Origin of the sequence: Methanosarcina sp. Kolksee, assembly GCF_000969945.1 — an archaeon.
Taxonomy (GTDB): Archaea; Halobacteriota; Methanosarcinia; order Methanosarcinales; family Methanosarcinaceae; genus Methanosarcina; species Methanosarcina vacuolata.
This window is the reverse complement of sequence record NZ_CP009524.1, coordinates 1,708,927-1,723,595: the sequence shown is the minus strand read 5'-3', so window position 1 is coordinate 1,723,595 and position 14,669 is coordinate 1,708,927. Positions and strand designations below refer to the sequence as shown.

Annotated in this window: 12 protein-coding genes; 9 read left to right on the top strand and 3 right to left on the bottom strand. The window is 40.9% G+C overall.

Annotated elements, in window-relative coordinates:
* Positions 1 to 362: 362 nt before the first annotated feature.
* Complete coding sequence (locus MSKOL_RS07115) at positions 363 to 752, bottom strand: transcriptional regulator (RefSeq protein ID WP_231592524.1); 390 nt, start codon at positions 750 to 752, stop codon at positions 363 to 365.
* Positions 753 to 987: 235 nt separating this feature from the next.
* Between MSKOL_RS07115 and nifS the strand changes: the two genes are divergently transcribed.
* The 6 genes from nifS to MSKOL_RS07085 all read left to right on the top strand — a co-directional run bounded on the left by nifS (position 988) and on the right by MSKOL_RS07085 (position 8,047).
* Entirely contained in the window at positions 988 to 2,202 is a 1,215-nt protein-coding gene (gene nifS, locus MSKOL_RS07110; RefSeq protein WP_048119822.1) for a cysteine desulfurase NifS, read from the top strand.
* Positions 2,203 to 2,317: 115 nt separating this feature from the next.
* Entirely contained in the window at positions 2,318 to 2,707 is a 390-nt protein-coding gene (gene nifU, locus MSKOL_RS07105) for a Fe-S cluster assembly scaffold protein NifU (protein WP_048119820.1), read from the top strand.
* Between the two features lie 59 nt (positions 2,708 to 2,766).
* Positions 2,767 to 3,498, top strand: a complete 732-nt coding sequence (locus MSKOL_RS07100; RefSeq protein ID WP_048119818.1) for a HesA/MoeB/ThiF family protein — start codon at positions 2,767 to 2,769, stop codon at positions 3,496 to 3,498.
* A 242-nt stretch (positions 3,499 to 3,740) separates the two neighbouring features.
* A complete protein-coding gene (gene nadA / locus MSKOL_RS07095) occupies positions 3,741 to 4,655 on the top strand; it encodes a quinolinate synthase NadA (protein WP_048154737.1) in 915 nt (304 codons plus the stop codon).
* A 471-nt stretch (positions 4,656 to 5,126) separates the two neighbouring features.
* Complete coding sequence (locus MSKOL_RS07090) at positions 5,127 to 6,485, top strand: O-acetylhomoserine aminocarboxypropyltransferase/cysteine synthase family protein (protein ID WP_231592522.1); 1,359 nt, start codon at positions 5,127 to 5,129, stop codon at positions 6,483 to 6,485.
* 2 nt (positions 6,486 to 6,487) lie between these two features.
* Positions 6,488 to 8,047 carry a homoserine O-acetyltransferase gene (locus MSKOL_RS07085; RefSeq protein WP_048154734.1) on the top strand — a complete coding sequence of 520 codons (1,560 nt, stop codon included), beginning with the start codon at positions 6,488 to 6,490 and terminating at the stop codon, positions 8,045 to 8,047.
* Positions 8,048 to 8,135: 88 nt separating this feature from the next.
* On the opposite strand, the gene MSKOL_RS07080 is transcribed toward MSKOL_RS07085, so the two are convergent.
* Positions 8,136 to 8,834, bottom strand: coding sequence for a hypothetical protein (locus tag MSKOL_RS07080; RefSeq protein ID WP_048154732.1), 699 nt, complete (start codon positions 8,832 to 8,834; stop codon positions 8,136 to 8,138).
* Positions 8,835 to 9,051: 217 nt separating this feature from the next.
* Between MSKOL_RS07080 and MSKOL_RS07075 the strand changes: the two genes are divergently transcribed.
* Both MSKOL_RS07075 and MSKOL_RS07070 read left to right on the top strand, forming a co-directional pair.
* Positions 9,052 to 9,801, top strand: a complete 750-nt coding sequence (locus MSKOL_RS07075; RefSeq protein ID WP_048119809.1) for a carbonic anhydrase — start codon at positions 9,052 to 9,054, stop codon at positions 9,799 to 9,801.
* Between the two features lie 326 nt (positions 9,802 to 10,127).
* Complete coding sequence (locus MSKOL_RS07070) at positions 10,128 to 11,483, top strand: TolB family protein (protein ID WP_048154727.1); 1,356 nt, start codon at positions 10,128 to 10,130, stop codon at positions 11,481 to 11,483.
* 229 nt (positions 11,484 to 11,712) lie between these two features.
* Here the strand turns inward: MSKOL_RS07070 and pncB are convergent, their stop codons facing one another.
* On the bottom strand, positions 11,713 to 12,918 hold the full coding sequence (gene pncB, locus MSKOL_RS07065) for a nicotinate phosphoribosyltransferase (protein WP_048154725.1): 1,206 nt from the start codon (positions 12,916 to 12,918) through the stop codon (positions 11,713 to 11,715).
* Positions 12,919 to 13,188: 270 nt separating this feature from the next.
* Between pncB and MSKOL_RS07060 the strand changes: the two genes are divergently transcribed.
* Positions 13,189 to 14,373 carry a PLP-dependent aspartate aminotransferase family protein gene (locus MSKOL_RS07060; RefSeq protein WP_048154722.1) on the top strand — a complete coding sequence of 395 codons (1,185 nt, stop codon included), beginning with the start codon at positions 13,189 to 13,191 and terminating at the stop codon, positions 14,371 to 14,373.
* Positions 14,374 to 14,669: the final 296 nt, after the last annotated feature.

Here is a 14,669-nt window from a genome sequence, read left to right as displayed (position 1 = left end):
TTCAGATTCAGTATGGGTTTTAATTCGTTTATTATGTTAGAAGCTGTCAGCCATGCAATTTTTTTCACTCGAGCCTTTTTCAGACCTCGTCATAGTTTCTCAAATTACGCTTTAATCCACCTGAAACTCTGAATTTTTGAGCTACAAGTACTGCTGCAACATACAGGTAATTTGCAGGAAATTCACAATTGTGAATTAACCTTATGTTAAATATAGTTATCGAGAAATTCCGTTATTAAATCTCGAGAAATTTCGTTATTGAATCTCGAGAAATTTCGTTATTGAAAAAACATGCTTGAAAACTGAATAAGATCTTACGATATGGTATAGAAAAACAGTAGAAGACTCGATAAAAGACGGTTTTATGTTTCAGCTTTTTCTTGATTTTTCGCTTCATCTTCCTTATTATCACCAGCTTGTTTTTCCGAACCGCAACCACTACTGCACTTATTTTCAATTCCTCTGGCACTTACACAGATATCACAAACCCTTATTACAAAGTCAGAGACGTTGTTATCGATCAAATCCTGCGCAAGTTTTTCAATCAATTCTTTCGTCTCGCCCTGGAACTCAATCCTGTAGCCTCTTTTTCCCGAAATGTACTGGGAAACTGCCGACGGGGCAATCCCCAGCAACTTTGCAGACGCTGCCTGTGACTGTCCTTTTTTTACAAGTTCGATTGCAAGACTGGCCCTTATTGCGGGAACCAGATCCCACACAATTTTCTGACATGGAGTTTCCACAGTTATCATCACTTTTTGAGATTTTACAATTGAAAATGAATATATCGTATATGCATATAAATTATGGTCATTCAGAAAAATAGTAATGAGTACCGCATGGGCAACAGGAGAAAGAAAAATTTTGAGGAACCTGCTTGATTTTTAACAATTTTCCTAACTCTATGTAAATTATTGGGGTTTTCTCCTGCATATCTCTAAGTTTTCCCGCAGAATTCTACGATAAAACTTAAATAGTCTTGATGCTATGGATATTCACAATTGTGAAGGTGTGAGTGTGACCATTGAAAACAAGACCATTTACATGGACAACTCTGCTACAACTCCTGTAAGGAGAGAAGTTGTCGAAGAGATGCTTCCCTACCTGACCGAGAATTTTGGAAACCCTTCTTCTATCTATGAGATCGGAAAAATCTCAAAACATGCAATAGACAAAGCAAGAACAAAGGTTGCCAATGCTCTCGGGGCCGAAGAAAACGAGATATATTTCACATCCGGAGGCACGGAATCCGATAACTGGGCAATTAAGGGTATAGCCTTTGCAAACCGGAATAAAGGAAAACACATAATCACTTCTTCTATCGAACACCACGCAGTTCTGCATACCTGTGCCTGGCTAGAAGGACAGGGCTTTGAGGTAACATACTTGCCTGTTGACAAATATGGAATGGTATCCCCGGAGGAGTTGAAAAAGGCAATTCGAGACGATACTATCCTTATTTCCATAATGCTTGCAAACAACGAAATAGGTACAATCCAGCCTGTAGAGGAAATCGGAAAAATTGCGAAAGAGAACCGGATCTATTTCCATACGGATGCTGTGCAGGCAATAGGCCATGTTCCTATCGATGTTAAAAAAATGAATATCGACCTTCTCTCACTTTCAGGACATAAGTTTGAAGGCCCAAAGGGCTGTGGAGCTCTTTACATTCGAAAAGGGACAAAAATAGATATCCTTCTGCACGGTGGGGCTCAAGAAAGAAAGCGCAGGGCCGGAACCGAGAATGTCCCTTCCATTGTGGGGCTTGGAAAAGCTATAGAGCTTGCAACAGCCGAAATTGAGGAATCCAATAAAACTCTATTGGAGCTGAGAGAGCGCCTCATAAAAGGACTTTTGAAAATCCCGAAAACCCATCTCAATGGGCATCCTACACAGAGGCTTGCAAATAATGTAAATGTCACATTTGAATACATAGAGGGCGAATCGCTTCTGCTGCTACTGAACGCAAAAGGAATTTTCGCATCTACCGGAAGCGCATGTAATTCTTCTTCTCTTGAGCCTTCACACGTGCTTACAGCTTGCGGAGTCCCGCATGAAATCGTTCACGGTTCACTCAGACTTAGCCTCGGAAGGATGAATTCCGAAAAAGATGTGGACAGGGTACTTGAGGCTGTGCCTGATATCGTACAGAAACTGAGAAATATGTCTCCTCTGACCCCTAAAGAGTACAGGACTATTTGAGGGGCAACCGTTTACGATATTGAATAAACTGAAGTCGTTTTTAAAAGTTTTGAATATTTTAGAGTAACCGAAAACTAAGAGCCTGTAATTGAAAAGTAACACTGGAGGACAACTCATGGACTACAGCCTTAAAGTAATGGATCATTTTTCAAACCCGAGAAACATGGGAAGCATTGAGAACAGTGACGGCGTAGGAGAGGTCGGAAACGCGAAGTGTGGAGACATAATGAAAATCTACCTCAAGGTCGAGAATGATCGGATTGCGGATGTAAAATTCCAGACCTTCGGGTGCGGAGCTGCAATTGCATCGAGCAGTATGGCAACTGAAATGATTAAGGGAAAAACCCTGGAAGAAGCCTGGAAACTGTCAAATAAAGCCGTCGCAGAAGCCCTTGATGGCCTTCCTCCGATTAAAATGCACTGTTCAATGCTTGCAGAAGAAGCGATCCATGAGGCAATTAATGATTATCTAAAGAAAAAAGGGCTTGAGCCATGGGATGAATAATCCCGGCTCTTATGGCCGATCCTGGAAACTATAGTACATTGAAATCCCGGAGCACATAAATGGAGAAATATACAGCAGAAAAATATACCAGGCAGATAATGCTTTTTGGGGAAGAAGGTCAGGAAAAGTTAAGGAAAGCAACAGTGTTTGTTATCGGAGCAGGAGGGCTTGGATCTCCGGTTTCCACTTACCTTGCAGTTGCAGGTGTTGGAAAAATAATACTTGCAGACTTTGATTCGGTAGAACTCAGCAACCTTAACAGGCAATTTCTCCATCATGAAAAGGATGTCGGAAGAGAAAAGACCACATCCGCAGAGGAAAAGCTCCTTTCCCTGAATCCGGAAATAAAAGTCGAGACTATCAAGGAAAAAATCACGGCTGAGAATGCAGGCTCAATAGTTCCTCCATGTGATATTATAATAGACGCTCTTGATAATTTTGATACAAGGCATGTGCTGAACAGGCTTGCAGTGGAACGGAATATACCCCTGGTTCATGGAGCAGTCTCAGGCTACAGAGGTCAGGCAACAACGGTAATTCCGGGAAAGACACCATGCCTTTGCTGTATCTTTCCAACCTCCTTTAAAAAAGAAGTATTTCCTGTACTTGGAACTACTCCGGGAGTAATAGGAACTATTCAGGCTAATGAAGCGATTAAGTATCTGACAGGGCAGGGAGAGCTGCTGGAAAATCGCCTTTTGTTATGGGACGGGCTTTCATGCTCTTTCAGTGAACTGAAGATTAATAAATCAGAAAATTGCCCGGTCTGTGGAGTTAATAAAAGAAAATGAAATTATTCCTGAATTAATCTTTCATCTTTCTTCACTTCCTTAAGTCATCATTTATCTTCTTCATTTACTCCTTAATTCATCATTTATCTTCTTCATTTACTCCTTAATTCATCATTTATCCTTTATTAACTTTTTAAATTCATCATTGTCCCTTTATTCAGTGCTTAAATTTTACATTATCCTTGCATTAATTACTCCTAGAGTTTAAGGAACACTCCCTGCAATATAAGGAATAGATCGTTATGGAAAACGAGTTAATTATAGAAGAGATAAAAAAACTTAAAGTCGAAAGGAATGCAGTTATCCTTTCCCACTTTTACACTCGCGGCGAAGTTCAGGAAGTTGCGGACTTTATAGGGGATTCGCTTTCCCTTTGCAAAGCTGCAGTTAGTTCAAAAGCTGATGTTATAGTTTTTGCAGGCGTTCACTTTATGGCAGAATCTGCAGCAATAATTTCTCCTCAGAAGACAGTCCTCTTACCCGTACCCGATGCAGGTTGCCCTATGGCTGATATGGTTACTGCTGAGTCTCTGAGGGCTGCAAAAGAAAAACATCCCGAGGCTGCAGTCGTATGCTATGTAAACAGTTCGGCAGCCGTAAAAGCTGAATCCGATATATGCTGTACGTCTGCAAATGCAATAAATGTGGTAAATTCAATTGAGGAACGGGAGATTATATTTATTCCGGACAAAAACCTGGGAGCTTTCGTATCCCTTCATACTGATAAAAAGATACATGTCTGGCCAGGATTCTGTCATGTTCATGACAATATCAGTGAAGAAAATCTAGAAGAGTTGAAAAAACTTCATCCTGATGCTGAGTTTCTTGCACATCCAGAATGCAGGCCTGAAGTCCTGAAATTTGCAGATCGGGTTCTCAGTACATCAGGAATTGTAAATGAAGTTGAAAGTTCAGGTTCCACGGAATTCATAATCGGAACCGAAAGGGAAATTGTTAGAAACCTGAAAAGGAAATACCCGGGTAAGAAGTTCTATCCCGCTTCAGAGAAGGCTTTTTGCTACAATATGAAGAAAATAACCCTTGAGGCTATTCTAAACAGCTTGCAGAATATGGAATATGAAATCCATGTCCCGGAAAATATAAGGGTCAAAGCCAAAAGAACCCTGGACAGGATGCTTGAGATTAACAGATCCTGAAATTTAAATGGCAAGGGAAAAATCAAGGGCTCCATACTTTTTTCCTTAACTTTTCACGGAAATTTTTTAACAAAAAATTTTCCGGGACTTTCAAATTCCCACATGTTTTATTATTACAAATAATTATTTATACTTTAATTTATTATTATAAGTAATTGTCTGTATTAACATCTATTACTTAATAGGTAGTTATTTATAGTAGGTTCACGATTGTGAACAAACCATCACAATTGTGAACAAATGTAAGAAGATTGTGAATACATACAAAAAGAGATAAGCGTCAGGATGGCAGAGTGGTGATGCTTCCGGCTGCAACCCGGAATTATGTGAGTTCGATTCCCACTCCTGATTTGTCCAAAAGGTAAAAAGAAGTTTAATAAAGTTGGTTAAAGTCGAATAAAGACGACTAAAAAGATGCTGAGAAATAGCCTGGCGGGGTAGCAAAGAAATTTGGGCTGGAGATGAAATAGAATGACGGATGAAAACAGAAATCGGAACGAAAAAGAAGGCAAGGAAAATCGGGAAAGTCAGACAACAGCAAATCTGGAAAAAAAGAAGGTTGAAAGCCTTGGAGTTTCTACCCTTGCTGTGCATGCAGGTGCAAAACCTGATCCGGCTACAGGAGCAAGGTCAGTTCCGATTTATCAGACTGCAGCATATGTATTTAAGGACGCTGATGAAGCTGCCGATCTTTTCGGGCTCAGGAAAGAAGGTAATATTTATACCCGCCTTATGAACCCCACAACCGATGTCTTTGAAAAAAGAATCGCTGCTCTTGAAGGAGGCATAGGTGCCCTTGCAGTAGCCTCAGGAATGGCTGCAATCACAACTGCGCTTCTCACTTTTACAAAACCGGGAGACGAGATCGTTTCAGGAGATAAGCTTTACGGAGGGACCTATGAGCTTTTTAATTATACTTTCCCCAGGCTAGGAAGGACTGTAAAATTTGTAGACGTGGATAAGCCTGAAGAATTCAAAAATGCAATCTCAGAAAAAACAAAAGCCTTTTATGTGGAATCGATAGGAAACCCCGGGCTTAACATTCCTGATTTAGAAAAACTCGCAGAGATTGCTCATGCCGCAGGAATTCCCCTTGTTTTGGATAATACGGTTTCTCCTCTGATCTTAAGGCCAATTGAACATGGAGTTGATATTGTTGTGTACTCGGCGACCAAATTCATTGGCGGCCACGGGACTTCCATAGGAGGAGTAATTGTTGACTCCGGAAACTTTGACTGGAACCCTGAAAAGTTCCCTGAAATCTGCGAGCCTGATCCCGGATACCACGGCTTAAAGTATAAGGAAGCCTTTGGAAAGGCCGCTTTCATTGCAAAAGCCAGAGTGCAGTTTATAAGGGATACCGGAGCGTGCATTTCTCCTTTTAACTCTTTCCTGTTCACACTTGGACTTGAAACTCTCCCCCTTAGAATGAAAAAACACTGTGACAACGCCCTGGAGATTGCAAGATTTCTGGAAAATCATCCAAAGGTTTCCTGGGTTTCGTATCCTGGGCTTGAATCCCACTGCAGCTATGAGCTTGCGAAGAAATATCTTAAATCAGGGTACGGTGCACTAATAGGATTCGGAATCAAAGGCGGAGAGAGGGAATGCAAAAAGTTTATTGAAGGGCTTGAGATCTTTTCCCACCTTGCAAATATCGGGGATGCAAAAAGCCTTGTAATCCATCCGGCTTCAACCACCCATGAACAGCTATCAAAGGAAGAGCAGGCAGACTGTGGAGTAACTGAGGACTTTATCAGGCTGTCTATAGGAATTGAAGATGCAAAGGACCTGATTTCTGATATCGAGCAGGCACTTTCCGAGGTATGAGTATGGAAATCTCAACCCAGGGTTCTTCCTTTAAAAACCTTTTTTCGGGAAGAAAAGGCCAGAATCTTGGGATAGTCCGTTCAATGAACTATGAAATTCCTGGAATTTTCAGGCTCGAAAGCGGAAAGACTCTATCCCATGTCAGGATAGAGTATGAGATGTATGGGAAGATGAACACGGATAAGAGTAACGTTATCCTGGTCTGTCATGCCCTTACAGGCGATGCCCATGCTGCCGGATTTCACGCAGACGACAAAAAGCCAGGCTGGTGGAACATTGTAATTGGCCCGAATAAGGCTTTTGACACGGAAAAATACTGCATTGTCTGTTCAAACATAATAGGAGGCTGTAAAGGTTCTACAGGTCCTTCTTCTATCAACCCTGAAACCGGAAAACCCTATGGTATTTCATTTCCTGTAATTACTATTGCGGATATGGTAAATGCCCAGAAGAAGCTTGTCGAGTACCTGGGAATAAAACAGCTTTTTGCAGTTGCAGGCGGCTCAATGGGTGGAATGCAGGTTCTTCAATGGACGGTTAGTTATCCTGAAATGATTAAAAAAGCAATTGCAATCGCAACAACCGCATCTTCAACCCCACAGCAAATTGCATTTGGAGCAATTGGAAGAAAAGCAATAACTGATGACCCGAAATGGAATAAGGGAAACTACTATGGGAAGGAAATCCCCGCACAGGGCCTGTCACTTGCCCGCATGATAGGCCATATCACATACTTAAGCGATGCTTCAATGCAAAAGAAGTTCGGAAGAGACCCGCAGACTGAAACAGGTCTGACCACATCTAAAACCGTCTCAGAAACATCTTCAGAAATCTTTCCTGATAGCTCTTCGTATTTTCAGGTCGAAAGCTACCTGAATCACCAGGGAAGTACCTTTACGAAGCGTTTTGATGCTAATTCCTATCTTTATATCACAAAAGCCGTGGATTTTTTTGACCTTTCAAAGAACGGCTCTCTTATCGAGGGTCTTTCCGGGATTACTGCAAAATACCTTGTGATTTCCATAACTTCAGACTGGCTCTATCCCCCTTACCAATCTCAGGAAATCGTATCTGCGCTTACTGCAAACGGGATTGATGCCAAATACGAGGAAATCAGGTCCCAGTACGGCCATGATGCCTTTTTGCTTGAAGAAGGACAGCTCAATTACATTATAAGGAGCTTTCTTTCACAGGTTCTTGTAAGCGATATCATGTACCAGAACTTCTATTCGGTTTCCAGAAACGAAACAATAGAGAACGCTTCAACCCTTATGGTAAAGAAAAAAGTAAACCATCTGCCTGTAGTATCCGAAGACGGAAAGCTTGAAGGTATAGTCACTTCCTGGGACATTACAAAAGCCGTAGCCTGCAAAATCACCGAACTGGATGAAATAATTACCCGCGACGTGAAATACGTATTCTCAGGCGATAAAATTGAGACTGCATCCTCGATAATGGAAGATTACTCAATTTCCGCGCTTCCTGTGATCGATTCTGAAAACAGAGTTATAGGCATGGTTACGAGTGAAAGCATAAGCGCGCTTATAGGAAGGTTTGGTTAATTTTGGGCGCTTTTTTAGTTTTTGATTGGAAATTTCTTTTACTTCATCCAGAACCATAAAGGAATTTTGCTCTCATTAAGGGCGAAAATCAGTAAAAGGGAGCTGTAAGAGAGGGGAAATAGTAGTGAGCTGAGAGCAGGATAAACAGGCCAGCTGCTGGTACTGTGATATTATCATCTATATTCTCGACTCTTTCTATAAGTGTGCACACTATTCCTGCAAAGATCCCTGCAAATCCCATTTTTGCGCCAATAATTATGCAAAGCACTAGCATCCCCGCAGAGCCTTCCCAGGCTTTTGTCCTTTTATTATACTTGAGGTTCCTTATTATGCCCGTAATCCCGTCTCCATATGCCATGAAAAGTACCGGAACCACTCCAAGCCAGAAGCTCCTGTCAATGTACCAGGTAAAAAACACTATTAATCCCCAGCTTAAAGTAAAATCCACATCATAGAGATTTTCGGGGTCCTGGAACCAGTACATTCTCCTGTTGAGTTTATGTGGCAGGTAGGTTATAAGAGCAAGCCCAAAAGCAGTAGCCGCCGGTAAAATAGGCTCATGAGCGACAAAGGGGAGCAGCATTGCTGTCAGTCCGCCAGCCAGGAAGTGAATTACTTTTCTTGAAAAATACATTGAAGAGTTAATCGACCTTCCCTTTTTCAGAGAAGTTTGATATACCTTTTTTGAGAGAAACAGGATCACAAACAAATTCCAGACTGCAATTACCGTAAAGGCGGGCAGGTCTGCCATTATAGATTCCAGTGAAATTTGAAACACAGCCTCCATGAGACATTCCACATCTCTTAAATATAAGACTTTTTTGAATTTATTTCGGTTTCTGTTGAAGAAAATTTTTAGTAAAATATCTTTAATTATAAAACCTGGTTACAGAAGCCTTTCTAAAAATAAAATTTTCCCATTTTTATTTTTCTAACTTTTTTTAAATAAAAATAGAAATGTCTATATATTTTATAATCTACCTACCTGTCAATGGAGGACCTATATGAGATTTAACAAGCAGATCTTTACAATACTTATTCTATCTCTTTCACTGGCCCTTTTAGGGAGCGGATGTGTCTCTGAAGGTGAAGGAGCAGAGAGCAATGTCACACAGGAAATAACCGATAGCGGGTTTTCTAATATCAGGGAAAATCCGGTAACACCATGGAATTCTGTACCTACATCACCTGTTATTGATCCCACAGCCTGTATTGATCCTCAGGCTTCAGTCATCGGAGCCGTGGAAATAGGTGCCAGTGTTATGGTTTCCCCAATGGCATCTATTCGAAGTGACGAAGGAATGCCGATTTTCGTAGGAAACGGAAGCAATGTCCAGGATGGAGTTGTACTTCATGGCCTTGAGACAATCAATGAAGAAGGCGAGCCTGTAGAAAAGAACCTTGTTGAGGTTGATGGTAAGAAATACTCAGTCTATATAGGAGAAAATGTTTCACTTGCCCACCAATCTCAGGTTCATGGCCCGGCTTCTGTAGGCAACGATACTTTCATCGGTATGCAGGCTTTCGTTTTTAAGTCAAAAATAGGAAACAACTGCGTACTTGAGCCTACAGCAGCAGCAATTGGTGTAACTGTTCCTGACGGAAGGTATATTCCAGCAGGCACAGTTGTTACTTCGCAGGACGAAGCGGACAAGCTGCCGGAAATTACTGATGATTATGCATACAAACATACTAATGAAGCCGTAGTGTATGTAAATGTCAATCTGGCTGAGGGATACAATAAAGCCTCATAACCAGGAACGGCTTTCACAGTAAATAATTAATTTAAATAAAAATAAGTCAATTGATTAAAATCAAAAAGTTTATTTAATTTTAAGTTCTGCCTGGGATTTTAATATTTATCTTCCCCAGGTAAAACTTCTATTTTGCTTTCAGATTTCTTCCCTATACGGTAAAAATAGAATTGATTTTCTAATTATCCAAATATCTTCTTTTTTAATATATATTTATAATTTATAAGTTAGCATTAATAAATACAAATAAACGAATATTTCAATAAATTAGTAATTAATTATTTATATTCATAACACTAACTTTTTTGAGTTAACGGTGATAATTTATGAGAATCGCATACAGGTACTTTTCTTTATTCTTAACATTCGTACTTCTTACGTTACCTGCAGTAGCAGAACCGAGTTCCATATCCGACTATGGTAATTTTACGGAAGAATCTGGATGGAGTATAGCCCAGAATGATTCACAGAACGATTTTTATTCAGATTCGAACCTAACTTATGTCCCAACCGGAGAAGTCGAAGGTTATGAAGAAGAAACTTATGCTGACAGCCCTGTAGAAAATATTACTTTTCTTACTGACAGCCCCGAATCAGAATTGTTTCCGGTATGGACTGTCGATGCAAATTATATCCTGTATACGGTTCACAGAGACGGATCCGATAATTTGGAATCGTATAAAATGAAAGCAAACGGAAGTGAAATAGAGCGAACAGGCATTGGAGAGGGAAATCTTACTTGCTTTAGTGATATAAATCCCAACGGAACAGAACTGATTTTAACAAAATCAAATGGTTCCCAAACAGGCCTCTACCTTGTGAACCTGAAAAATGAAACCGTAACTCCTGTTGCAGATGACCCTGACAAATCCGAAGGCTGGGGCGCATGGTGCCGCCTCGGAAAAAAAATCGTATACACCCAGAAGTTAGGAGATAATCCGTCCCAGCTCTGGATAGTTAATCGGGATGGAAGCGATAAGACCAGGCTCGGTACTTCAGAAAATGTCGGAATGGGGAAAGACTGGTGCCCTCTTGGCCTAAAAATAATATACAGTGCTAATGATTCTAAAGAGGAACCCGACCTATGGACAATAGAATGGCATGGTACAAACCAGACTCAGCTTACCAATACTTCATACGGGGAATGGGACCCCTCTTACAGTCCTGATGGAAAAAGAATAGTATATATATCCGATGAAGGAGGAAAGCCTGAAATCTGGCTTCGTGATACCAACGGAAGCTATAAGATAAGGCTTACAGACAATATCGGAGTAATCGACTCGAACCCCAGATGGAGCCCTGACGGCTCAAAAATAGTTTTTACGGTGCATAAGATGCAGAATACTTTGGAAAACTCTACAGTAAATGGTTCGAGTTCTGTTTTACTGAATAGTTATAACAGTTCTATGACTACAAATAACTCTACAATGACAAATAATTCTACATCAGAAGATAATTCTACATCAGAAGGTAATTCTACAACAATGGATAACTCAGTAATAAATAATTATGTAACAGTTAATAATTCCATGATAAACATTTCAGATTCTATGTCCAAAAACAGTTTTAATAATTCTACAATTAGTGGCTCAGATATTGCTGTTATAGAACTTGAACCTGCATTAAACATTTTAGACTCTACATCAGGAAATGGTTTAAATAATTCTACAATTAGTGGCTAAGATACCGCAGTTATAGATCCTGGATCTACATCTTCAGCCTCTCCACTGTAAGATTAGGAAAATTAATAATATGGGTATGAATGCAGAAAAAAATTCCCAGATAACGAAAACGAATCTAGTTGACGGCTGTGTCCCACGTTTAAAGAGCGTGGGATTTTAGCCTTTGACTCTTAAATCATTCATTCAGCTTAGATCATTCATTCAGCTTAGATCATTCATTCAGCTTAGATCATTCATCCAGCCCTTTTCTTCCAAAAATGTAATTTGCAACCCTTATAGCATCTCTTTCTCCGGTTTCCTTTTCCGGAGAGTCGCTCAGTTTTACAACAGGAATACCGTCAATGCTGTGCAGCTTTATGACCATATTAAGAGGAGGGCTTTCTCGGAAGAAATCGGAGTTATTGGTAAGGCTTGTGCCTATGCCGAAACTGCAGTTGATTTTTCCTTCGCAGTATTTTTTGAGCTGGATTGCAGTATCTGCGTTGAGGGCATCACTGAAAACGAGTAATTTTTTCATGGGATCTATACCCATTTTCCGATAGTGCTCTATCACAGCATCCACAAAGTCGTAAGGGTCTCCGCTGTCGTGCCTGAACCCGTCGTAAATTTTTGATAACCTCAGGTCCATATCCTTGAAAAAGGCTTTTGAGCCGAAAGTGTCCGTAAGGGCAATTCCCAGGTCTCCATTATAAACATCTATCCAGTTTTCAAAAGCAAAACGGTTTGCATACCTTAACCCCACAAGTGCCGAGGTACCCATAATCCATTCGTGCCCGACTGTCCCGATCGGTTTCATGCCGTATTTTTTTGCAAAATACACATTGCTTGTTCCTGTCAGGGTTTTTATCCCGGCCAGGGCTTTCATTACATGGTCGTGGAGTTCGGAACTTCTTCGCCTGCGGGTTCCAAACTCCGAAAAAAGGCAGTTGTTTTCCTCAAGGGCTTTTCCCATCTCAAGAATCTTATTTTCATAGGCAGCCAGTACGGATTCGGAAGTACAGCCTTTCTGGGATTCTCCATTCCACTCTTTTTCAATGGTTGTGAAGTAGAGTTCCGAAACCGTAGCCATAAGGACAATTTCCCAGAGAATCGTGCTGTGCCAGGGCCCTTTTATCCGTATGTCCAGATCTTTTTCTTCGGTAAGGCAGACTTTTACCTCATCTGGCTTGAAGCGGAAATTCTTAAGATATTCAAGGTACATAGGTTTCAGGTAAGGGCAGTTCTCTGAAAGCCAGTTGTATTCTTCTTCTGTTAGTGCTAATTTCGAGATCTCTTCGCGTATAGTCCTTTCCAGTTCTTCTACAAACTCCGTAGTAAAGCGCTGAGAACCCCGGTTGGTAAACCGGTATTCAGCATCAGCTTTAGGAAAAAGTTCAAGCACGGCAAGTTGCATGGTGAATTTATAAAGGTCGTTATCAAGTATGGATTGTATCACAGAAGGTCTTCCTGTAGCGTTTTAAATGCTTCTAAAGCAAATATTGTTTATTTAATCACACCTTTTGCTCCAGATATATAGCAGTTTTATTTTTAAAATTTCTGACACACATGTATAACTCCTGAAAACAAAGTAAGGTTTTCTTTATTAGCTTTCAGAAAATAGAGAAGATTTTTTGAGAGAAGGCTTTTTTGGGCTTCACGCCAAACAAATAATTACCGGAAAAGCAATACATATTCCGGAGACTAATTTTGATAGGGATTTGGGGAGATGGAAAGAGAAGTGAAGTTTGCAACAAAATGTGTACATGCCGCAGAAAAGCCGGATCCAGTTTTTGGGGCGCATACAACTCCGATATTCCAGACTTCGACTTTCATTTTTGAGAATGCCAGGCAGGGAGCAGCAAGGTTTGCAGGAAAGGAATCAGGATACGTATATGCCAGAATTCCTCCAAACACTCCCACACATGCTGTTCTCGCTGAAAAATTTGCTGCGCTTGAAGGTGGGGAAGCAGGGCAGACCTTTGCCTCGGGAATGGCAGCGATCACCGCAATTGCGTTAACTGCCCTGAAGCAAGGAGACCACCTTATTTCAACGGATGTAGTATACGGATGCACATACAGCCTCTTTTCTCAGGTTTTGCCAGGACTTGGAATAGAGGTCAGTTTCATCGATACCTCTAAAACCGAAAATGTAAGGAGAGCCTTTAAGCCCGAGACAAAAATGGTCTTTCTTGAGAGTCCTGCAAATCCTACGCTTACTGTATGCGATATTCCTGAAATAGCCAGGATAGCCAGGGAAAACGGGGCCCTCTGCGTTGTGGACAACACTTTTGCAACACCTTATTTCCAGAGGCCTCTTGAGCTTGGTGCAGACCTTTCTATGAGTAGCTGTACAAAATATATAGGCGGTCATGCAGATTTGCTTGGCGGAATCGTTGCAGGAAATAAGGATTTTATTAATAGAATGTCTGAGGTTGTTGGGTATACAGGAGGCATTATGGGGCCGCATGAAGCCTGGCTCTGCATAAGAGGACTTAAAACCCTGCATATCAGGATGGAAAGGCACGCTGAAAACGCAATGAAGGTTGCGGAATTTCTTGAATCACGACCTGAGGTAGAGTGGGTCAGGTATCCAGGGCTTCCAGGTCATCCTCAGCATGAACTTGCACGCAAGCAAATGAGCGGATTCAGCGGGATGCTCTCTTTTGAGGTAAAAGGCGGAATTGAAGCCGGGAGGAAGCTCATGGACAATGTAAAGCTCTGTTCTCTTGCTGTGAGCCTCGGAGCTACGGATACTCTTATCCAGCACCCTGCATCTATGACTCATGCATGTGTCCCTCATGAAGTAAGAAAGAGTGTGGGCATAACTGACGGGCTTGTCAGGCTCTCGGTAGGGATTGAAGATTACGAAGACATAATTGAAGACCTCAAACAGGCCCTTGAAGCAATTTAAGCCTTTCAGGCATGAATGCTGTTACCTGTTCAATGGCCAAGCTGCTGTTACTTATTTCATGACCTAACCGTTGTTACCTATTTTATTTTCGAAATCAGACAAGGTATATGTGCTTTAGAAATAATCATTCATTTGTGAATGAAGTATTATTTGTGAAATTAGGTACTCAAATTTGTGAAATTAGGTACTCAAAATTGTACCCGTAAAATCAATTTTGAAATGTCTGAAAAGTTAAATCCGGAAAATGAGGTCTGGAAAATTAAGTCTGGAAAATTAAGTCTGGAAAATTAAGTCTG